The following is a 20,888-nucleotide window of genomic DNA, read 5'->3' as shown; positions in this document are numbered from 1 at the left end:
GGCTCAGCTCCTTCGCACTCAGCGTGCCGCTGCAAACAAACTATCCATCATCGATTGCGCCGTCCGCAAGATCTGCGCCGACGCGCTGTAGGAGCGCTGCAGGATCGTCAAGTGCGCCATCTCGGTGTCAAGGTTGACGCCCGACAGGTCGTTGCTGCGCGCCTCGACCGCGGTCTTCAGCTCTTCGGTCCGCGTCTTCTCGTCGGTGACGTCGGCGCGCATCTGCCCCTGCCGCGCCACCAGCGACTGGACGAAGGTGCTCAGGCTGGCGGTCTGCGGCAGGTCGCTGGTCAGGTTGTTCTGCTGGTTCGGGCCGAGGTACGAGTTGCGGAAGACCGGGTGCGGCGTGTTGCTGGCGTCCGCATAGTCCCCGAGCGCGTAGTTGAGGACCGAGAGGATGCGCTGGTTCGTGATGGCCGGCGCCCCCGCAGCCGGCGCGCCGGCGTCGCCATAGCGGACGAAATCCAGCGTGTTGGCCGCCTGGTTGACCTGAATCGTGTCCGCAAACCCGACATAGTTGCCGATCACGTCGGCCGGCACCTGCGGCATCTTGCCGGCGGTGTCGGTGAACAGCGTCATGCCCGCCGACTCGAAGCGCATCGCCATCTTCTGGGCGAACTCGTCCAGTTGCCCTTGCAGCAGGGGAAAGGTCTGGTCGCGCAACTCGACCAGCGAGCCCAACTTGGCGCTGCCCAGCTGGCTGGTGATGTCCTGCGGCGGGGTGCCCTTGATCATGACGCCGGGGATGTTTCCGGCTGGGCTGGCGTTATAGTAGGAGCTGGCGTTCAGCCGCGTCTGCGTGAACTCCAGCTGCTGCGCCGACTGATCCACCAGCGTAGCACCACCGCGGGTGGTGATGATCATGTGGTTGTCGTTGCTGCGCACCGCCTGAATGTCCATGTACTTCGCCAGTTCCAGCATCGACTGGTCGCGCTGGTCCTCCAGTTGGGCGGTGCTGACGCCGCTGTGGGTATCCTTGACGATCTGGTCGTTCAGGTCGGCGATGCGGCGCAGGTGCCCGTTGATCACGTCGACGCTCGCGCCGATGTCCGCCTGCGTCTGGTTGCGCAGGTTCATCATCTGGCTGGACATCGAGTGCAACTGCTCGGTCAGGGTGGTGGCGCTGGCGACGACGTCCTGCTGATAGGCGGTCGACTCCGGCATGGTGGACAGCTTCTCGAACGCGTCCTGGAACTTGCCGAAAGTGGAGGAGAGCGAGCTTTCGTCCTCCGGGCGGCCTTGCAGCTCCTCGACGCGTTGCAGGTAGGTTTCCTTGACCTCCTGCCCGCTCAGCGCGCCCTGGCGCCTGCGCAGGTCGGCTTGCAGGCTGGCGTCCACCACACGTTCGAGCGTGCCGGCCTGCACGCCGGCGCCGGTACCGCCGATGACGGTGGCAGTCTGCGACAGCGTCTTGCGCGTGTAGCCGGGTGTCTGCGCATTCGTAATGTTCTGCGACACCGTATCGATGCTGCGCTGGACGACCCGCAGGCCGCTGAGCGCGTTGGCAATACTAAGGTCGAGTGACATCGAACTGCTCCGGTCGGACTGGGTGGCCGAAAATGCTTCCGCCCCGCCCTTCTCGAAGCAAGCTGTGGGCCAATTGGCGAAACGCCGGATTTGCTGGGTCTTTTCGCGGTGCCCGCCGCCGCCGCCGGGCCACACCGACCGGCCTGACCGGCAGAAATTGCCGCGGGGGAAATAATGGCCGGGGTGCAGGGAGGCCGAAATTGCCTGCGGGGATCTTCCCCGCGAGAGCCGTGGCCGCAAAGCCGGCCGAAATCATGGAGACATGCGCAGGCCCCGGCGGATATTAGAATCGAGTCATGCACCTGTGGCGGGGGTGTGACAACGCAGGCCCCTGGCGGTTATCCGCCGCACGATAGTTTTGTTGCTTTCCTGGATTTCGTGGCAAACTCGCCCGAACAATACCAATGGGGTAGGCGGCCTCGATGGCCGGCCCGAGCCGAGGAGTTCCGAAGATGGTGTCTGATCAGGGCGCGGCCGAGGGCCGTCTCGCCGCAGCGAGCGCCGCCCTGGCCGCTGGCGATCTGGACGGTGCGGTGGCGGAAGCCCGCCGGCTCATCGAGACCGGCGGATCCGAGGAACGCCGGCAGGCCCTCGGCGTGCTCGATTCGGTGATCGGCACGTCCGAGCTTCATCGCGGCGCCCTGGTCGAGCGCTCGCGGCTGCGCGCCGCGGCGGGCGATCAGGTCGGCGCCATCAAGGACGCCGCCTCCGCCGTCACCGCAGCCCCCCAGAACGCCGAGGCCAACGCGCTGCTTTCCGAACAGATGGCCGTCGTCGGGCGCCTGGACGAGGCGGCGATGTTCAGCTACGAGGCGCTGAAGGCAGAGCCGGGCGACATCGGCCGCTACGCCCAGCTCGCCGCGGTGCTGCGCCGGCAGAAAATGTTCGACGTCGCGGACGAATTGCTGCGCGCCGCCCTCTCGCTGGCCCCGGACAACGCCGATCTGGTGTCCATGCGCATGGACATCCTGGTGCAGTTGCGCCGCCTGCCAGAGGCCATCGCCATCGGCCAGGAGGCCCGGCAGCGCTTCCCCGACCACGCCGTGCTGCTGCGCACGCTGGGCGCCCTGCTCCAGCTGGACGGGCGCGACGCCGAGGCGCTCGCCGTCCTGCGCGACCTCCAGCGCGCCGCTCCGGCCGACGGCTTCGCCAAACATGTCCTCGACGCCGCGGCCGGCGCCACGCCGGCCAAGGCGGACCCCGACTTCGTGCGGACGACCTTCGGGTTGCTGGCGCCGCGCTACGACGACCTGATGCTCGGCGCGCGGAGCTACCGCGCCCCGGCGCTCATCGCGCAGGCGGTCAAGACGCACACCGCCGGCCACGACCTGCGCGTCCTCGACCTCGGCTGCGGCACCGGGCTGTGCGGCCTGATGCTGCGCGAGATGGCCGCCACGCTGAAGGGCGTCGACCTGTCGCCGGCCATGGCGGATTTCGCGCGCGCCACCCGGATCTACGATTCGGTCGAGGTGGCGGACGCAGCGGCGGCGCTGGCCGCCGACCCGGAAATCTACGACGTGGTTGCGGCCGGCGACACGCTGGCCTATTTCGGTGATCTGGCGCCGCTGCTTCAGCAGGTGAAGGCCCACCTGAAGCCGGGCGGCGTCTTCGTCTTCTCGGTGGAGGTCACGGCCGACGGTTCCGACCACCGGCTCACCCAGTCCGGCAGCTTCGCCCACGGCCGGGCCGGGTTGGAGCGTCTGGCCGCAGCCGCCGGGTTCTCGGTCCTGCAAATGACACCGGAGAAGCTGAAGCTGGTAAACGGCGAACCCATGCGCGGCGTCATCGGCGCCTTGCGGTCGGCCGCCTGATCTGGGAGTTCTTCTGGCATGCCTTTGAAAGTCAACCTGCGCGCCGGTGAGCGAATCATCATCAACGGTGCGCTCATCAGCGCCGACAGCTCGATCGGGTTGACCATCCACAACAAAGTCACCCTCATGCTCGAGCGCCAGCTGGTGCGTCCGGACGAGGCGACGACTCCGGCGCGGCGGATCTACTACGCGGTCCAGAACGCCTACGTGGCCGACCCCGAGGAGCAGATCAACTGGCTCGATCGGGCGAACCGCTTCATCGACGAATATGCGGAGGCGACCACGTCGCCGCCGATCCGCAAGAAGGTCGCGGCGATTCGCCTGCATCTGGCCGCCAACGAGTACTACGCGGCGCTGCGGCTGGCGCGCGAGCTGTTCGCCCATGACGACAAGATGCTCGCGCTGGGAGACGCACCGCCCGATGCGGAGCCGGCAAAGCCCGCGGCCGGGGCGGCAAAGGGGAGCTGAGGCCGTGGAGCGTCCGGCCGCGGCGGTGTATTTCCAGGAAGACGGATTCGTCCGCTCCGGATCCCGCATCGCCGGTCGCGCGGTGTCCGGGCATGGTTTCCTGAAGGTGCTGGCGCACGGCGACCCAGGCCGGCCGCTGGTGCTGTTCGGCGAGTCCATGGACCAGCTGGAGCGCTTCACGGCGTTGCAGCGCATCGATCCGATGGCCGTGCCGGGCCAGGAGGTGTGCTGGACCCAATCCTTCGGCGACCAGCGGCTGGCGCGCGCCGGGGCGCTGCACGTGCACGGCCTGTCGAAGGTGACGGAGTTGGCGTGGCGCCGGGCGCGGGGCGACGACCGGGTGGTCAGCCTGATCGGGCTGAACCACACCATCAGCACCCACGACGCCCAGGACGCCCTCGGCGCCTACCTGACCGCCCCGGTGCGGGAATGGGACGCCATCGTCTGCACCAGCCAGGCCTCGCGCGCCGCCATCGAGAGCATCTTCGACGACTACGGCGGCTATCTGGCGCAGCGCTTCGGGGCGGCCCGCATCCCCCGCCCCCACCTGGAGGTCATCCCGCTCGGCATCTGGTGCGACGAGTACGCCGCGACGCCAGCCGAGAAGGCACGCCAACGGCAGGAGTGGCGCGCACGGCTGGGCATCGGGGCGGACGACCCGGTGGCGCTGCACTTCGGCCGCCTGACGCATCTGGGCAAGGCGCACCCTTCCGCCGGCTTCATGGCGCTTCAGCGCGCCCATGAAGCGCTCGGCCGGCCGGTGCACCTGATCCTGGCGGGCTGGTTCGCCAACGACGGCATCGGCGACGAATACCATGAGGCGGCGCAGCGGCTGTGCCCGGACGTCCGGTTGCACCTGCTGGACGGGCGCGACGATGCCGTGCGATTCGGCATCTGGCACGCCGCCGACCTGTTCCTCTCCCTCTCCGACACCATCCAGGAGAGCTTCGGAATCACGCCGCTGGAAGCCATGGCGGCCGGGCTGCCGGTGCTGGTCAGCGACTGGGACGGCTACCGCGACACGGTGCCGGATGGCGACGTGGGGGTGCGCATCCCCACCTACGCCCCGGCGCCCGGCGACGGTCAGGCGCTGGCGGACTGGTACGAGGACGGCATGCTGGGGGTCGACGGCTACGAGGGCTTCGCCGCGCTGGCGACCGCCGTGGACGTCGAACGATTGAGCGAGGCGCTGGTGGCGCTGCTCGGCGACGACGGGCGGCGGCGCGCCATGGCCGAACGCGCGGCGGTCCACGCGCGCGCGAGTTTCGACTGGCCGGCGGTGCTGGAGCGTCATCGGGCACTGTGGGCGCATCTGGCCGAGCGGCGGGCGCACGCCGCGGCGTCGGCGCCGCAGTTCCACCCGCTGCGCCCCGATCCGTTCCGGCAATTCGCCGGCCATCCCACGGCGGCGCTGGTGCCGGAGCTGCGCCTGACCCGCCGGCCGGGGCTGCCGGAGACGCTGGTCGGCGACCTGTCCGCGCTGTCCGTGCACCGCTTCGCCGAGCCGGTCCTCGGCTTCACCGAGGTGGCGCACACCGTGCTGGCCCGCCTTTCCGCCGGGGAGGCCACCGTCGCCGACCTGACGGCGGGCTTGCAAGGGGCGGTGCGCCAGCAGATGGTATGGACCGTCGGCTTCCTTCTGAAACTCGGGCTGATCCAGGCCCATCCGCCCGGTTGAAAGACGGCGAAGTTCCCCGGAATGGCCGCACAGAGGCGCAGCACCCGCCCGAGCGCGAGCGCAGGAAGGCTCAGACGAGAAGGTTCACGCCGCCGGTGGTGCTGGTCCCGCCGCCGAGCAGCGACAGCATCCAACTGTTGCTGCCCCCGTCCGTACCGGCGTTCGCTATGTCGTTCTGGTTCAGGAACCGCTTGATGAAGTTCTCGCGGTACTTCGCGTCGCTGAACTTCGTGACGTCGATCTTGTCGCTGATCGCCTTGGCCTGGGTTTCCACAGGTTGGATGGCGATCTGTTTGGGAAGGCCGAGCGTCGAGGTCACGACCTCGCGCAGGATCGGGTCGCCGAGGATGTTGTAGGGGGACTTGGCATTGCCAGCGTATTGCTCGAAGTAGCGGGCCTGACGGACCGCAAGGTTCTCCGTCCCGATCGAGTCCTCGAACTTCGCCTTCTTGTAGGCGTCGATCAGGTCGGTCTGGGTGCCGGCGAGCTTCAGCCGGCTCACGCCGCTGTCGCCCAGCCGCAGCTTGTCCGCCGCCTGGGCGTACCGCTTGTCGGACAGGCGGTACATGACGGCGTCCTTGTTGTCGACCTTCTCGGACAGGATGCGGCGCATCTTGCCGGGGTACTGCTCCTCCCCCGACAGGTTCAGCGCCTTGGCCAGGAACTTGACGAGGCGCGTGTCCTTGAACACGTCGTCGACGGACGTCACCTTGTCCAAAGCCTTGGTGGCGTAGTCGACGTCCTTCTTGATCTCTGCCGACGACTCGAACTTCTGCTCGAGCTTGGTGCCGTCGCGGACGTACTTCTGATAGGTGACCAAGGATGAGAGGGACATTTTATACTCCTCCAAATCGCAGGCTACCACGAAATCGTGCCCTGCGCAACCGGCGGGCGCAGAAGCGGCGGGGCGGCGCCCTCGCGCCGCCCTGCCCTACACGCCCCCGCCGTCCGGCGTCATCCCGCCGCGATCAGCGCTTCATGCCAAGGGTTTCCTGAAGCATCTCGTCCGACGCGGTCACCACCTTGGTGTTGGCCGAGTAGGCGCGCTGGGTGACGATCATCTTGGTGAACTCCTGGGCGATGTCGACGTTGGAGCCCTCGACCGAGCTGACCACTAAGCCACCGGCACCGTTGGCCGAGGCGTCGTCGGCGCGCGTGCCGCCGGCCTCCCGCGTCAGCGAATAGGCGTTGCCGTTGGTTTTCTGCAGGGCATCCGGGTTGGTCACCTGGATCACCGGCACCCTGGCCAGGACGCGGCTGCGGCCGTTGTCGTAGTTGGCGACCACGTCGCCCGACGTCTTGATCTCCAGGTCCTGGAACGCGCCGCGGGTGAACCCGTCCTGGGACAGCGAGTTCTGCACGATGTCGCTTCCGGTGAACTGCGTCAGACCGGAGGCCGCCGAGCCGAACTGCCCCAGGTTCAACCGGACCCTCTGGGCGCCATAGCCGTAATTGACGTCGAAGTCGAGGTACGCGGGGTCGCCGCTGGTCTGGCTCGGCGGAACGCCGGCCGTGCCGGTGCCCACATTGGCCGCGTTCATCGACGTCAGATAGCCGCCGGTGAATTGCATCTGCACGTGGGCCGGCATGGTGCCGGGCGTGGCCAAGGTCGTGGGGGCGACGCTCGTCGCGCTGGCCGTCTTGGCCGCCAGCATGATGCCGGCGCCGCTGACCGTCGCCGTCACCGGCGAGGAGGAGTTCCCATTGATTTTCGCCGCGATGCGCTCGGCAAGGGTTGTCGCGTTGCTCTCCGTACCGTCCGTGGTGTAGGTGATCGCCGGCCAACCTGCCGCGGGGGCGGGGGCGAGAGCGATAGCGGAAAAGTCTACTTTATAAATGTCGCCGACGTTTCCAGCCGGGCCACCCACCGGGACGAAGATTTGCTCGTTGACGCCCGGAACCGCAGCGGTGCCGGTCGTTGCGTCGAACCCGGTGCCGGCGGGCACACCGGCCGGGGTGGAGGCGATGCTGAATTTGTTGCCCGCGCTGTCGCCGGTCAGGGTGATGGTGTTGCCGGAAACGCTGGCGCCGCCGGGAGCCGCGTTGGCGGCCTGGATCTGGCTCCAGAGCTGATAAGGCACATTGTTGGGATTGGTGACGTCGGTGGCCGTAGCCGTGTAGCTGAAGGTCTGGCCGGCCACGCTGACCGTGTACACGGTGTTGGCGGTGACCGCCGAGTTGAGGGTGACGGTGCTCGACTGCACGGTGGCCGGTGAACCGCCGGCCGCCACGAACGGGGTTCCGATGGCCGTCGTCAGCGCCGTTCCCGTGCCGGTGCCGTCGTCGATGGTGCTGTTCAGCGTGCCGGCGGTCACCGCCGACGAGCTTCCCGGTGCGTTGACGGACAGACGCCAGTTGCCGGCCCCCTGCTGACGCCAATTCAGCTGAAGCTGGCGCTCCACGCCGGTGGCGTCGATGATCGTGACCGTCTGGGTCGGCTGGTTGGCGGTCGTCGGCGCCAGCGGCAGGTTGGCGGAGAGATTGATGTTCTGCGTCGCCGTCGGGGTGTCGATCAGCTGCTGGATGCGGATCGGCGAGATCGAGCCCTTGTCCAGCGCACCACTGGAGTTCAGCCCCCAGCCGTTGAGGTACATGCCGGCGTTGTTCTTCAGATAGCCGAAGCGGTCCAGCGAGAAATCGCCGGCGCGGGTGAAGTACGGCGTGTTCTGGAACGCGACTTCGCTCGTGCCTTCGGTGCCGCGGCTGACCTGGAAGAAGCCGTTGCCCGAGATCGCCATGTTGGTGGTGTTCTCGGTCTGCGTGATGTTGCCCTGGACGCTGTTGGTGTAGCTCGGGCGCGCACGGACACCGCCGGGGCTGTGCAGGTCGGCGTTGGACTGCGTGACGAGTTCCTGAAACGACGTCTCGACGCGCTTGTAGCCGACCGTCTGCGAGTTGGCGATGTTGTCCGACAAGCTGCCCAATGCACGAGCCTGCGCAGCGAGGCCCGTGACGGCGGTCGTCATCGATCCAAAAACGCTCATGGAACACCCCCGAGTGAAGCAAGCGCCACGATCCCGTGGCCGATTTCTGTCACTCGATCAGCAAGAGATGTGCCAGCGGGGCGGACCGTTGAAAACACTCGATATTTTGGATGGGCGGCAGGATTTGCCGGCCGGGATTGCCGGGCGGACGGCGGTCTTGGGTCGGCAACATTTACCCGGTGGCCGGAAATTCATGGCATTGTGCGGCCGGACGACAGGGCGAGACATCAGGATGACACACTCCGGCGAGGGGTTCGATCCAGCGGAAGATCCGGCGGAACGGGGGCGGCGGCTGCGCCGGGACGGCGACCTGCACGGTGCACTCGACGCTTTCCGGGAAGCGTTGGCCGGCGGGGCCGGGGACCCGGAACTGCTGTTCGAGACGGCGGGCCTGCTGCGCTCCCTGGAGATGGACGGCGAGGCGTTGGCGGTCTACGACGCGCTGGTGCTGGCGCTCCCCGATCTGCTGCCGGTGCTGCACAACCGGGCCGGCTGTCTCGCCGCCCTCGGGCGGCAGGACGAAGCCGTCGCGGCGTTCGCCGCGGTGCTGGCGCGCTGGCCCGACGTGGCGCCCTCCTGGGCGGGGCTCGGCGACGCGGCGTTCGCCGCCGGGGACGGCGAACGCGGGCGGCGGGCCTTGCGCACCGCCATCGCGCTGGAGCCGGAGCGCACCGGTTCCTATGTGAACCTCGGGGAAGGGCTGGCCTCGGCGGGCGACGACGCGGGTGCCGTCCAGGCACTGACGCGCGCGGCGCTCCTCACCCCCGACGACCCGGCGATCCACTACAATCTGGCGAGGTCGCTGCTGCCGTTGCACCGCTTCGCCGAGGGCTGGGCCGAGTTCGAGTGGCGGCTGCACCCGGAGACCCCCAACAGCGTCGCCCGCGCCATCCCCTGCCCGCGCTGGTCCGGCGAACCGCTGGCCGGGCGCCACCTTTACATCTGTGGGGAGATGGGCATCGGCGACCAGATCTGGTTCCTGCCCTTCGTCCGCGAGGCCGCGGAACGGGCGGCGGCGGTCACGCTGGACGTTACGCCGAAGCTGGTTCCCCTGGTCCGGCAGAGCCTGCCGGGCGTGACCGTCCGCCCGTTGCAGGTGGAGCGGCCGGGCAAGCGCTGGCACGCCGTCGGCGACAGCCGGTGCGGCCCCGCCGACGCCGATGTCTACATCGAACTGGGAAGCCTTCCCCGCTTCCTCTGGGACGCGGCGACGCGGCGCGCGCACGTTCCCGTCCTGGCCCCCGACCCCGCCGCGGCGCAGCGGTGGCGCGCACGCCTGGAGGCGTTGGGCCCCGGCCCATGGATCGGCCTGTGCTGGCGGTCGTCGCTGATCACGCCCGGCCGCGCCATCGAGTACCGGCCGCTCCCCGACTGGGCACCGGTCCTGTCCGGATTGCGGGGACGGGGAACGTTCGTTTCCCTTCAGCACGGCGATGTCCGCGATGAACTGGCCCAGTTGCACGAGACCTTCGGCCTTGCCGTCCATCCCCTGCCGGACCTCGACCTGAGGGACGGCATCCAGGACACGGCGGCGGCGGTCGCGTCGCTCGACCTCGTGGTGTCCGCCGGAACCTGGATCGCCATGCTCGGCGGTGCGCTCGGCGTGCCGACGCTGGTCGCCAGCAGCTTTCGCTGGGTGGGCCTGTCCGACGAGCGCGACCCGATCCACCGGGCGCGGGAGCCCGTCCTGGCCACACCCGCCCGGCCCTGGCCCGCCGGCGTGATGGCCGAAGTCGCCGCACGCGCACCATTGCGGCTGTAAAGCGCCGCTGTTTCTCGTTTTGCTCTGTACGACGATTGGCGGTATATTGCCAACGTCTCAATACCATCAGGATAGGGTCAGCGGGCGATGAAGGACATGGTGGATCTGGAACTTAAGCCGGGTGTCGTCGCATTTGTGAACGGCGCCGCTGTCATGCTGACCCCCGAGGGGCAGCTCAAGGTCTCAGCCGGCGCGCAGGTGCTGACGAGCGGCGATCTTCTGCACAGCGCCGCCGATGCGAACACGCCCACCAAGAAGATCTACTTCGTCCTCCAGTCCATGCTGCTGGATCCGGAGCACGACGCCGTCTATCGGCAGGAACTGGCCGACCTGCTGTGCGATCGCTCGGAAGCGAGCGAGATGACGGCGGTGCAGCGCAGCCTCGCGGTCATGCAGAACCTCGTCGAGCAGGGCCAGATCCAGTCGGCGATGGAAGTCTGCCGCCGCCTGAGCGACCTGGACGTGGCCATCGTCGAGACGTTCCCCGCTACCCAGGCCTGAGTTCGTTGCAGCCCTCGCGCCGCATGGCGCGGGGGCACCGGGATCACGGGCGCGCGGTCCGCCAGAGGACCGGGCGTCAGGCCTTTTTCCTCATCAGGAACCAGGACACGTCGTCCTGGGGGAAGTTCGGGTCCCGCTTCCACACGAAGCCATAATCGACCAATTCGAAATCCGTGAACCGTTCCATGAACTCGCCAGCGAAATCGCGCTTGAACAGCTTTCCCGTGTGCTCGCGATAGGTCACTTCGACCGGCGTCGGATTGTAGTATTCCGCCATCAAGACGTACCGGGACGACAAGGCGTGCATCGTCTTGTACACGTCAGCCAAATAGTCCGGCGCAATGTGGATCAACACGCATTTCGTGAAAACGAAGTCGTACGTTCGGTCGGACGCAAAATCGAGGATGGACTGCTTGTGCGCCGTCACACCCTTGATGGACGCGAGTTCCGTGTAGGCGTCGTCGTTGATCTCGACCCCGGAAACCTCGGCCTTCGGCGCCAGCGCCTGGATCGCCCTGAGATTCATGCCAATGTTGGCTCCGAGTTCGATGACGCTGCCGATGTCGTGGGTCCGCCGGAAGATATTCGCGAAAAAGGCAACATTGGAGATCAGGTATTGGTCCGAACGGTTCCGCCCAATGTAGTCCTTGCCGAACTGGCCAGCCCAGAATCCCTCTTGCTCGGTCTTGAACTCGCTCATCGATTTGGCTCCCCGCCATATTCAACGTTGTAATTTACCAGATTTCACGAATGTTGCCACTGTTTGACAAACAGATCGACCTGATCCGGCGCGTTGTTGATCCGCAGCATTTCCGGGTGCTTGCAGAACAAATCGTGCAGGTCATCGGAATCGAAGTCCGGCTTGCCCGGATAGAGCGCTTCGTAGGCTTGCCGCACCATGGCGAAGTCATCCGGGTAATCGACGGTCCAGCGAACCTGTGACAGGTCCGGAGCCCGCATCACCGAGGTGCGGCGGAAGCCGTCTTCCCGCTTTACGAAGGGAGTCACATGCTCGCGGTCGTAGTGTGCGGTGGACTCGCGCCACGCCCGTTCCAGAGCCGCGGTGCGCACCACTTCGACGTTCAGGCCGTTGGGCCACGTCAGCGGCAGAGTGTTGCTGGTGTAGTCGGCCTCGCTCGCCAGATGGGTGCGGACAATGCGGTCCAGCAGGCGCCAGTCGGCCAGCGGGCAGTCGGCCGTCACGCGCACCACATGATCCGGCGCGTAGCGGCGGGCGGCCTGGACGTAGCGGTCAAGCACGTCGTCGAGCGAGCCGCGGAAAACATCGATGCCCACCGCTGACACGGCCTCTTCGATGGCGTCGTCATCGGCACCCACACTGGTCGCCACGACGATGCGGTCGAGGGTCTCGGCGCGGCGAAGCCGCTCCAGGTGGCGGGCGATCATCGGCTGACCAAGGATTGGCCGCAGGACCTTGCCCGGCGCCCGCGAGGAGGACATGCGGGCCTGAAGGATGGCGACGATCATGGCCGTGTTCCCTTCTGGCTGTAATGGTCCCCGGCCAGCAGGCCGTAGAACAGCGAGTCGTGCCAGGCACCTTCCGCCCAGTGGGTTTGGCGGTGGCGGCCGTCGAGGGTGAAGCCCAGGCGGTCGAACAGGGCCTTCTTGGGCTCGTCGAAGTCGTAGATTTCCGCCCACACGCGGTGCAGCGACAATTCGTCGAAGCAGTAGCGCAGCAGCGTCTCGCCGGCATCGGGGGCCAGCGTGTCGTCGATGTACAGGTCATCGGCGCCGATGTAGATGGAGAAGTCGGCGTTGCGGTTCACCCAGTCGATGTAGCAAGCCCCGCAGGCGCCGAGCAGGCGCCCGCCGGTCCGCCCGACGCCGGTCCGCTCGACGATGGCGAACATGCAGGTGTTGGGATCGCCCAGCACCAGCTTGTCGAACCAGCGCTCCTGCATCGCGGCGTTCAGTTCGCGGTATTCCCGGAAATAGCGCCGGTACTGCGGGCGGTTCCGCCATTCCATCAGCTGCGGCAAGTCGCCGCGCTCGACCGCGCGCAGTCCGGTGAGCCGACCTTCAAGCATCGATCCCCTCCACCTCATGGGCGTGCAGGGCGTCGCCCGCCTCCTTGTCCACCGTCAGCACCCGGCCAACCGCCTCGGCGGCGCGGTAGGGCGGCAGGGCGTGCGGATCGGCCGGGCGCAGGGCCTCCAAATCGCCGGCGGCCAGGACCTCCCCCGCCTTCATGGCGTGGACCAGACGCAGGCAGCGGCGCTGGACCACGGCGGTCTGGCGCTCGTTCTCCTCGATGCGCTTGACGCCGTCGCCCAGAGCGTTCTCCAGCTCGCGGGAGCGGTCCACCATCTCCCGCCAGGACTGCGGCGTCATGGAGAAGGGATGGTCCGGCCCGGCGCGGGAACTGTCGTCGGTGAAGTGCTTTTCGATGACGCGGGCGCCCAGCGCCAGGGCACCCAGCACCGTCGCATGCCCAGGCGTGTGGTCCGAAAGACCGAGCACCATGCCGGGCCAGTGGATCGCATAGTTCTGCAACACCCGCAGATTGATGAAGCGGAAGTTTTCCACGTCACCCGTGTAGTTGGTGTTGCACTGCATCAGGACGATCTGCGGGGTGTGGTCCAGGATGGTGGCGACGGCCCGCTCGGCGTCTTCCATGGTGGAGGCGCCGGTGGCGAGGAACACCGGTTTGCCCTGGGCGGCGATGTGGGCAATGCTGTCGGTCCAGGTGATGTCGCCCGAGCCGATCTTTATCGCCGCGACCAGCCGCGCCACGGATTCCGTGGCGGCAAAGTCGTAAGGCGTGGTCATGAAGTCGATGCCCGCTTGTTCGCAGGTGGCGAACAGGGCTTCGTTCCAGTCACGATTGAGCTCGTACTGGCGGTACACGCTCACGACCGGCTTGTCCCACTTGGCCTGGTGGCCGAGTTGGCCGCCCAGCTTCCGAAAGCCATAATCGGACACGATGTCCTTGGCCAGGAAGTGCTGGAACTTGGCCGCGTCGGCGCCGGCCTCCTTGGCCTTCCAGATCAGATCCATGGCCCGCTGAAGGTCGCCGTCATGGTTGGCGGCGATGTCGGCGACGAAGTAGGTCGGGTCTTGCAGCGAAATGGCGCGCTGCTTCACCGTTATGATGCTGTCGTAACGCATGGCCCTTCCCCGTATTGTTGGCAGAGGGCGCGGACCACCGCCGCGGTATCCGGCAGGCGCCGGCCAAGAATAGCCTCGGCGCGGGTGACGTCGAGGCCCAGGCTGTCCGCCCGTGGCGTGGCAAGGCCGGCGACGGAGCCATGGGTGGCCCGGCTGAGGCGGCGGTTGGCAGCGGCGGCCAGCGCGTCGACAAACGCAGCCTTGGAAGCCGCCTCGCGCGCCGCCACGTTGAGGAGACCGCCGGCACCGAGCGCGACCAGATCGAACAGAGCCGCGGCGCAAGACGGCGCGTCGATGGTCGAGGTGTGAAAATCGTCGAACAGGGTAACCGGGGCGTCGCGTTCGATCACGTCCAGGCACCATTCGGCGAAGGTCGGCCGCCCCGCCCAGCCTCGGAAGCCGGTGATGTTCGTGCGCACCACCAGAGCCCCCGGTGCCGTGGCCGCGAAAGCCTCGCCGGCATATTTGGATCGGGCGTACTCGTTGAGAAGGCGCACGGGCGCCGCCTCGCCGTGCAGCCGCGCCCCCTCGCCGCGCCAGTAATGGTCGGTGGAAATGTGCACCAGCCGGGAGCCGCGCTGCCGGCACTGCTCCGCCAGGAAGGCGGCGGCGCGGGCGTTGACCATGTAGGCCAGCCGCGGATCGGACTCACAGCGATCGAGGTCCACCAAGGCCGCGGCATTGACGACGAAATCCGGGGCCGCCGCGTCGAAAGCGGCGGCGACCGCCTCGGGATCGGTCACGTCGCAGGCGATGTCGGCGGCCGAGCGCGCCGCCCCGGCAACCGCAAGTCCGCGACGGCGAGCCTCGCGCATGAGTGCCTGTCCGAGCAGCCCCGTCGCCCCGAAGATCAGCCACCGCGCCATGCTCGTCCGCTTTTTGCCGCGATCATACGATCCGTTCGAATGTGAGCGCCGAAGACGGCAATGTCGAGCGTGGCGTGCCCTCGAAAAGAACGTGGACGCCCGCCTGTGGTCAGCAGCTTGCCAGCAAGGTAAACAGGCGCTCCGCATCGATCCAATCGGTGTTCAGGTTGCTGGAGTAGCAAAACCCTTCGTCCACCGGTCGGCTGTCCTTCGGCGTCTTGTACACGCCCCATTCCATGAAGGCGGGCTTGATGATGTAGCGGTCGCTCAGCTCGATGGTGTTCTGCGACACCTCGGCGGGGATCATCACCTCGTGGATCTTCTCGCCGGGACGGATGCCGACCACCTCGTGCGGCAGGTCCGGGGCCAGCGCGCGGGCAAGGTCGGTCATCAGCATGCTGGGCAGCTTCGGCACGAAGATTTCGCCGCCCTGCATCTGCGCCAGCGACGAGGTGACGAACGACACGCCCTGGCGCAGCGTGATCCAGAAGCGCGTCATCCGCGGGTCGGTGATCGGCAGGCTGGTCGCGCCCTCGGCTATGAGCTTGCGGAAGAAGGGCACCACGCTGCCGCGCGAGCCCAGCACGTTGCCGTAGCGCACCACCGAGAAGCGGGTGCCGCCCTCGCCGCTGAGGTTGTTGGCGGCGACGAACACCTTGTCCGACGCCAGTTTGCTGGCGCCGTAGAGGTTGATGGGGTTGGCCGCCTTGTCGGTGGACAGCGCCACCACCTTCTTGACCTTGGCCCGCATGGCCGCCGTCGCCACGTTCTCGGCGCCGGTGATGTTGGTGCGGATGCACTCCATCGGGTTGTATTCGGCGATCGGCACGTGTTTCAGCGCGGCGGCGTGGATCACGTAATCGACGCCGCGCATGGCCGTTTCCAGCCGCTGCTGGTCACGGACGTCACCGATGAAATAGCGCATGCACGGGAAGCGGGACGTCGGGAAGTCCTGCGCCATCTCGTACTGCTTCAACTCGTCGCGGGAGAAGACGATGAAGCGGGCGGGCCGGTAGTGTTCCAGGACATGGCGGACAAAGGCGCGCCCGAACGAACCGGTGCCCCCAGTCACAAGGATCTGGGCGCCGTTCAGCTTTGGCCCGATGCCGTCGAAGGTCGCGATCTCGTTCATGCACGCACATCCCGCTGGAAGCCGAATGTCTTCGGCCACGGGAGTGTCGGTTCAGAATGGTTAAAATATCGTCACTGGCCGCGTGCGAAGCCTTAGACTTCGAGGCGCACGGGTTCGTAAGCCTTGGTCGAGGCCGAAGCTGGAGCTGGAGCTGGAGGCGGAGCTTTTTCGGCCTTGGCGGGAAGCGGCGCCGAGGTTTGCGCAGGCGCAGGCGACTTCACGTCCACGTTCGCGTCCAAGGAGGATTTCACCGCCGCCGCCGCGGCCTCTCCCTTGCTCCGCGCCGCCTCGATCTTCTTCGCGTTCTCGTAGGCGCGCAGCTGCTGCTCGTCGGGGAACTGGCGTTCGATCTCGCCGGAGCTGGCGCTGCGGTATTCCATGACGAACACGCCGGCACTGGCGTCGAAATGGGTGCGTGGGTTAAAAACAACGCGGGGCACGGACGACGATGCCTGACTCGAAGCCGAAGCGGATTCCGGCTGGCCCCGCTGTCCACCCGTAAGGGGAACGGCAGGCGTCTGAGGGGTCGCTAACGCGGATGTGAGTCCATTGATGCCCATTTCCCACCACCTTCGATTCAGCAATATAGTTTACGGGACGTAAAGAGTCAAATGCCCGCTATTCCTATGCTGTCGACGCTTCCGGCCACGAAGGGCTCGGCCAAAGGGCATGGGGTTTCGAATTAGGTACACAAAGAATTGGCCGTGAGATCGACTCCCGGTACGGCAATGAAAGGCTCCCCTCACCTGTGAATCCCAAGATTGCCCAGGCGCTGGCGGACAGGGCAAAAGCCTTGCACGCCCAAGGACAGCTGGACGCCGCGCTGCCGCTCTACGAGATGGTCGCCCGCAGCTTTCCGGACGAGGCGGAGCCGCGCCGCCTGCTGGGCGTCGTGTGCCTTGACATGGGCCGGTGCGCCGAGGCCGCGGCCCACCTGGCCGTCAGCGTGGCGCTGGCACCGGAACGCGGCGTGTTGCTGGCGAACCTGGGCGACGCCTTGCGCGGCACCGGGCATCCCACCGCCCTGCGCTGGCTGCGGCGCGCCGCGGACGCCGCGCCGAGCCGCGTCGATTTGCGCCTGAACCTGGGCTACAGCCTGCTGGACAGCGGTGCCGGAGCGGAGGCCGCGGAGGTGCTGCGGACCTGCCTCGGCGCCCGCTGCGACGATTGGTCGCTTCGGCTCGCCCTGGCCGATGCGCTCGCCGCCGCCGGCCGGCCGGAGACGGCCCGCGCCGCCGTCCGCACGGCGCTCGCCCTGGCCCCGGACGCCGCCTTCGCCGCCGGGGCGCAGTCATTGCGCACCGGCCACGTCGCGGACGCGGAGCGCCTGCTGCGGTGGGCCGTGCGTCTGGCGCCCGCCGATGCGGAAGCGGCGCTGCAACTCGCCGACGCCCGCCGCCGCATCGGCGACGGCGCGGGGGCCGAGCGGACGGCGCGGCACGCGCTGGCGTTCAATCCGGCCCACACTGCGGCATGGCGCGTCCTGGCCGGGGTCCGCCTGTCCATGGGCGACGGTGCCGGCGCCCGAGTCGGCGCGGTGCGCGCGGTGCGCATGCAGCCCGTCGACGCCGCCGCATGGGCGGCGCTTGGCTTGGTCGAGTTGCGGTGCGTCCGGCTGCGCGCGGCGGAGCGCTGCCTGTCGGCGGCGCTGGCGGTGGAGCCGCAGGCGCCCGAGGCATGCAACAACCTGGGCGTCGTGCTGCTGGCCGGCCGGCACCCAGAGCGGGCGCAGCGCAGCCTCGCCCGCGCGCACATGCTGGCTGGGTCGGCTGGTGCTGCAAACTCCAACCTACTGCTGGCCCTCAACTACGATCCGTCCGTCAGCGACGACGAGCTTGCGGAGGCGCACCGGCGCTGGGGCGTCGCGGCGGTGGCCGCCCGTCGTCACCGCCTACCCGCCGCGCCGCGCTTCGCCGGTGGACGGCTGCGCGTCGGCTACGTCTCGCCCGATTTCCGTCGGCACCCCGTGGGCTATCTGTCCATCGGGGCATTGGAGCATCACGACCGCACCCGGTTCGAGGTGCACGCCTTCAGCGACACCAGGGCGGCGGACGATCTGACGGCGCGCCTGCGCGACGCTGTGGAGGTCTGGCACGACAGCGCCGGCTGGTCCGACGCCGCGCTTGAGGAGTCCGTCCGGCGGGAGGGGATCGACATTCTCGTCGACCTTGCCGGGCACACCGCCGACAACCGGCTGACGGTGTTCGCTGCCAAGCCGGCGGCGTTGCAGGTGAGCTGGCTCGGCTACTTCCACACCACCGGCCTGCCGACCATGGACGCGGTGCTGACCGATGGGGAGAGCGTCCCGGCGGAACGGTGCGGCTGGTTCACCGAGCGCGTCGTCCCCCTGTCCGCCGGCCGGTTCTGCTACACGCCGCCGCAGCCCAGCCCGCCGGTGGCCCCCCCACCCCTGCTAGACAGCGGCCGGCCGACCTTCGGGAGCTTCAACAACCTGTCCAAGCTGTCGCCGCCCGTGCTCGACCTGTGGTCCGAGCTGCTGAGGCGCGTGCCGACCGCGCGGCTGGTGCTGAAGTGGCACACGCTGACCGAGGAGGCCGAGCGGCAGGCCCTCCACGCCGCCTTCGCGGAGCGCGGGATCAACGCGGCGCGCCTGGACCTGCGGGGGCCGGCGCGGCACGACGCCATGCTGGAGGAATACGCCGACGTGGACGTGGCGCTCGACCCGTTCCCGTTCTGCGGCTGCCTGACGACGCTGGAGGCGCTGTGGATGGGGGTTCCGGTGGTGACGCTGGAGGGCCGGCGGCCGGTGGCGCGGCAGTCGCTGGCCATCCTCCGGCAGATCGGCCACGGCGATCTGGTGGCCGCGACCGCCGAGGACTATCTGGCCATGGCCGCACGCCTCGTGGCCGATCCGGCGGCCCTGGCGGCTCGCCGTTTCGCGCTGCGCGCGCGCATGGCCGAGCGGATCTGCGACGGCGCTGCCTTCACCGCCGCCTTCGAGGCGGCGCTGCTGGACCTGTGGTCGGCGCGGCGATGAACGCCGCTACTCCGCCGCGTGCCGGGCTTCCAGCCGGGAGAGGACATACGGCCAGAAGAACTTCGGTGCGTAGTTCTCCTGCATGAAGGCTTGAGCGTCCGCCGCCATGGTGGTGCGCAGATCGTCGTTGTTCAAGAAGTGCCGTCCGAGGGCAATCATCTCATCGGCGTTGCGGAATGTGGCGAAATGCTTGCCCTCGACGAAGAAGTCACCGAGCCGCGAGCCTGCCTGCTCAAGCAGAAGGCACCCGGCCCTGATCGATTCATAGGTTCGGCCGGTCACGATGACGGTGCCGGCAGGGCGCCGGCCGAAGTTGAAGCTGACCTTCGTGCGCCCATGCAGGCGGGCGTATTCGGTGAGGTTCGGTGAGGTCGCGGCAAACCGGTTGCCCATGATCAACCGGCATTCCGGCATGCGCGTCTTCAGGGCCGACAGCCACAGCGCCCGGTGCCCGAGGCCGTTGCCGGAAGGGGACCCGACGAAGATCCCCCCCATGTCGCGCACGATGGAATCGGAATGAAAGTAATCCGGCACCGGGACATAGGTGAGGATCATCTTGTCGCTGTCACTGCCGGGGCAGGGGCCGGAGTGGCCGGACGCCCCCGGCTCGAAGTGAACGAACGCATCGACCGCCGCGGCCCAATGCTCGACCCGCTGGCGGCCAGGGCCATGGTTATCCGGCACGACGCCGACGATCTTGAAGGGAACCTTCTCTTGCAGCACGCGAAGCCAGGAGTGGTTGATGGTGTCGCCGTCGCTGAGGCTGTTGCAATCCAAGACGACGACATCAGGCATGAATTCCAGAATCCGGGCCGCGATGGACCGGAGGTTGGATGGTGACCGGCTCCGTCTTTCCGGTGTCATGAACACCGGATAGCTCACCTCGTCGGCGGCGATGAAGAGAACCTCAAGACCGGACGCCTTCGCCGCCTCGGTCAAATATTGCGAGAGGTCATGCTCGATGGCTCGCGGGTCGCAGCCGATGTGCTTCGGCATCAACACCAGGATGCGCTGTCCCTGCCAGCCATCGGCGCCGTAAGCAGCCGCGAACCGGCCGGCCATCGGCGGCAGCACGTTCACGCCAACGTCGCCGCCCTGCGGAACGGCGGCGTCGCAGGCGCCGACATCGTGCCCGGCGAACAGCGCGTCGCCCAGCATGGCGCGAACCTCGGGAACGATGGCGGCCAACCGCTGATAGGTTGCAAGCGCAGCGGCCCATTGCTCCCGCTTGGCCTGATGGAGCGCGATCTTCGAAAGCACCTCTTCGGCATACTGGGGACAATCGGATGCAAGGCGCTGCCCGTATTCGAGGGCCTCGTCGATCCGACCGGAATCGATCACCAGGTGCCAGAGGTGCAGGCGCGGCAGCCCCCATCCGGGGCAGAGACCGGCGGCGGCCCGGAATGCCTCTTCCGCCCCGGTCACATCCCCGGCATCGAGCAGTAGGCCGCCAAGGAGGACGTGCAGTTCAGGCTGCCCGGGCGAGAGGGCGATGGCGCGCCGGAGCGTTCGAATCGCAGTGTCGCCCCGCCCCGCCATCCGCAACGACTCGCCGTGATGGGCCAGGGCATCGGGATGCGCCGGATCCAGGACGAGCGTGTGGCGCTGCAGGGTCAGGGAACGCTCGACGTCGCCGTTGCCGGCCACCAGTTCGGCGAAGGCGAGTGCGGTGTCAGCATGATCGGGGCGCAGCCGGAGCGCCCGAGCCAACATCCCGTGTCGCTTGGCGGATGCGCCGACCGGAGCCGTTCCGGCCAACAGCCAGAAATCGGCTTGCCCCGGCTCCGTGCAGAGGCCGAACTGGCAAAGCGATGCGCTGCCCTCAAAATCCCCCAACCGGTGACGCATGGCCGCCGCCTGGAAGACGATGGATAGGTTCTGCGCGCCATCCATGCTCATATCCTTTGCTGTCGTCCGCTGGCGCCCCCCGATGAACCAGATCCGGGCCACCGCGTTCATGCCGGGCAAAATCAGTGTTGGCGGTAGACAGCATCGGGTGGCAGTGCCGCGATGCAGCGCTCCCTCACCTCCA

17 protein-coding genes are annotated in these 20,888 nt (G+C 67.9%); 6 read left to right on the top strand and 11 right to left on the bottom strand.

Annotated elements, in window-relative coordinates; translation table 11 throughout:
• Positions 1-18: 18 nt before the first annotated feature.
• The gene (gene flgK / locus ACSVDD_RS24015; RefSeq protein ID WP_448191937.1) at positions 19-1,527 is read right to left on the bottom strand and encodes a flagellar hook-associated protein FlgK; all 1,509 of its coding nucleotides are present in this window, start codon (positions 1,525-1,527) and stop codon (positions 19-21) included.
• Between the two features lie 452 nt (positions 1,528-1,979).
• Between flgK and ACSVDD_RS24010 the strand changes: the two genes are divergently transcribed.
• The 3 genes from ACSVDD_RS24010 to ACSVDD_RS24000 are packed head-to-tail and all read left to right on the top strand — an operon-like array spanning position 1,980 to position 5,484.
• A complete protein-coding gene (locus ACSVDD_RS24010) occupies positions 1,980-3,338 on the top strand; it encodes a class I SAM-dependent DNA methyltransferase (protein ID WP_448191936.1) in 1,359 nt (452 codons plus the stop codon).
• Positions 3,339-3,356: 18 nt separating this feature from the next.
• Positions 3,357-3,806 (top strand): flagellar biosynthesis repressor FlbT, encoded by a 450-nt coding sequence (locus tag ACSVDD_RS24005; protein ID WP_448191935.1) that lies wholly within the window; start codon positions 3,357-3,359, stop codon positions 3,804-3,806.
• A 4-nt stretch (positions 3,807-3,810) separates the two neighbouring features.
• On the top strand, positions 3,811-5,484 hold the full coding sequence (locus ACSVDD_RS24000; RefSeq protein WP_448191934.1) for a glycosyltransferase family 4 protein: 1,674 nt from the start codon (positions 3,811-3,813) through the stop codon (positions 5,482-5,484).
• Positions 5,485-5,554: 70 nt separating this feature from the next.
• Here ACSVDD_RS24000 and ACSVDD_RS23995 read toward each other — a convergent pair whose 3' ends face one another.
• Both ACSVDD_RS23995 and ACSVDD_RS23990 read right to left on the bottom strand, forming a co-directional pair.
• Positions 5,555-6,319 (bottom strand): DUF1217 domain-containing protein, encoded by a 765-nt coding sequence (locus ACSVDD_RS23995; protein ID WP_448191933.1) that lies wholly within the window; start codon positions 6,317-6,319, stop codon positions 5,555-5,557.
• Between the two features lie 133 nt (positions 6,320-6,452).
• Complete coding sequence (locus tag ACSVDD_RS23990) at positions 6,453-8,468, bottom strand: flagellar hook-basal body complex protein (protein WP_448191932.1); 2,016 nt, start codon at positions 8,466-8,468, stop codon at positions 6,453-6,455.
• A 232-nt stretch (positions 8,469-8,700) separates the two neighbouring features.
• Here ACSVDD_RS23990 and ACSVDD_RS23985 point away from each other — a divergent pair, with 232 nt between their 5' ends.
• The gene (locus ACSVDD_RS23985) at positions 8,701-10,230 is read left to right on the top strand and encodes a tetratricopeptide repeat protein (protein ID WP_448191931.1); all 1,530 of its coding nucleotides are present in this window, start codon (positions 8,701-8,703) and stop codon (positions 10,228-10,230) included.
• A 99-nt stretch (positions 10,231-10,329) separates the two neighbouring features.
• Positions 10,330-10,731, top strand: coding sequence for a flagellar biosynthesis repressor FlbT (locus ACSVDD_RS23980; RefSeq protein WP_448191930.1), 402 nt, complete (start codon positions 10,330-10,332; stop codon positions 10,729-10,731).
• A gap of 76 nt (positions 10,732-10,807) precedes the next feature.
• Here the strand turns inward: ACSVDD_RS23980 and ACSVDD_RS23975 are convergent, their stop codons facing one another.
• The 7 genes from ACSVDD_RS23975 to ACSVDD_RS23945 all read right to left on the bottom strand — a co-directional run bounded on the left by ACSVDD_RS23975 (position 10,808) and on the right by ACSVDD_RS23945 (position 16,298).
• Positions 10,808-11,431, bottom strand: a complete 624-nt coding sequence (locus ACSVDD_RS23975; protein WP_448191929.1) for a pseudaminic acid biosynthesis-associated methylase — start codon at positions 11,429-11,431, stop codon at positions 10,808-10,810.
• 44 nt (positions 11,432-11,475) lie between these two features.
• The gene (locus ACSVDD_RS23970; RefSeq protein ID WP_448191928.1) at positions 11,476-12,219 is read right to left on the bottom strand and encodes a cytidylyltransferase domain-containing protein; all 744 of its coding nucleotides are present in this window, start codon (positions 12,217-12,219) and stop codon (positions 11,476-11,478) included.
• The gene (locus ACSVDD_RS23965) at positions 12,216-12,779 is read right to left on the bottom strand and encodes a GNAT family N-acetyltransferase (RefSeq protein WP_448191927.1); all 564 of its coding nucleotides are present in this window, start codon (positions 12,777-12,779) and stop codon (positions 12,216-12,218) included. The genes ACSVDD_RS23970 and ACSVDD_RS23965 overlap by 4 nt, the downstream gene beginning before the upstream one ends.
• Complete coding sequence (locus ACSVDD_RS23960; RefSeq protein ID WP_448191926.1) at positions 12,772-13,860, bottom strand: N-acetylneuraminate synthase family protein; 1,089 nt, start codon at positions 13,858-13,860, stop codon at positions 12,772-12,774. Before ACSVDD_RS23960 ends, ACSVDD_RS23965 begins: the two co-directional genes overlap by 8 nt.
• Positions 13,839-14,726, bottom strand: a complete 888-nt coding sequence (locus ACSVDD_RS23955; RefSeq protein ID WP_448191925.1) for an SDR family oxidoreductase — start codon at positions 14,724-14,726, stop codon at positions 13,839-13,841. The genes ACSVDD_RS23960 and ACSVDD_RS23955 overlap by 22 nt, the downstream gene beginning before the upstream one ends.
• A gap of 109 nt (positions 14,727-14,835) precedes the next feature.
• Positions 14,836-15,858: a UDP-N-acetylglucosamine 4,6-dehydratase (inverting) gene (gene pseB, locus ACSVDD_RS23950; protein ID WP_448191924.1), complete on the bottom strand. Its 1,023-nt coding sequence runs from the start codon at positions 15,856-15,858 to the stop codon at positions 14,836-14,838.
• A gap of 92 nt (positions 15,859-15,950) precedes the next feature.
• Positions 15,951-16,298, bottom strand: coding sequence for a hypothetical protein (locus tag ACSVDD_RS23945; protein WP_448191923.1), 348 nt, complete (start codon positions 16,296-16,298; stop codon positions 15,951-15,953).
• A gap of 308 nt (positions 16,299-16,606) precedes the next feature.
• Between ACSVDD_RS23945 and ACSVDD_RS23940 the strand changes: the two genes are divergently transcribed.
• The gene (locus ACSVDD_RS23940; protein WP_448191922.1) at positions 16,607-18,856 is read left to right on the top strand and encodes a tetratricopeptide repeat protein; all 2,250 of its coding nucleotides are present in this window, start codon (positions 16,607-16,609) and stop codon (positions 18,854-18,856) included.
• A gap of 6 nt (positions 18,857-18,862) precedes the next feature.
• Here ACSVDD_RS23940 and ACSVDD_RS23935 read toward each other — a convergent pair whose 3' ends face one another.
• Positions 18,863-20,815, bottom strand: a complete 1,953-nt coding sequence (locus tag ACSVDD_RS23935; protein ID WP_448191921.1) for a glycosyltransferase family protein — start codon at positions 20,813-20,815, stop codon at positions 18,863-18,865.
• Positions 20,816-20,888 lie beyond the last annotated feature (73 nt).

It is taken from the genome of Azospirillum terrae, from assembly GCF_053470425.1.
The sequence above is the reverse complement of the archived record's forward strand: the minus strand, read 5'-3'. Positions and strand labels throughout refer to the sequence as shown.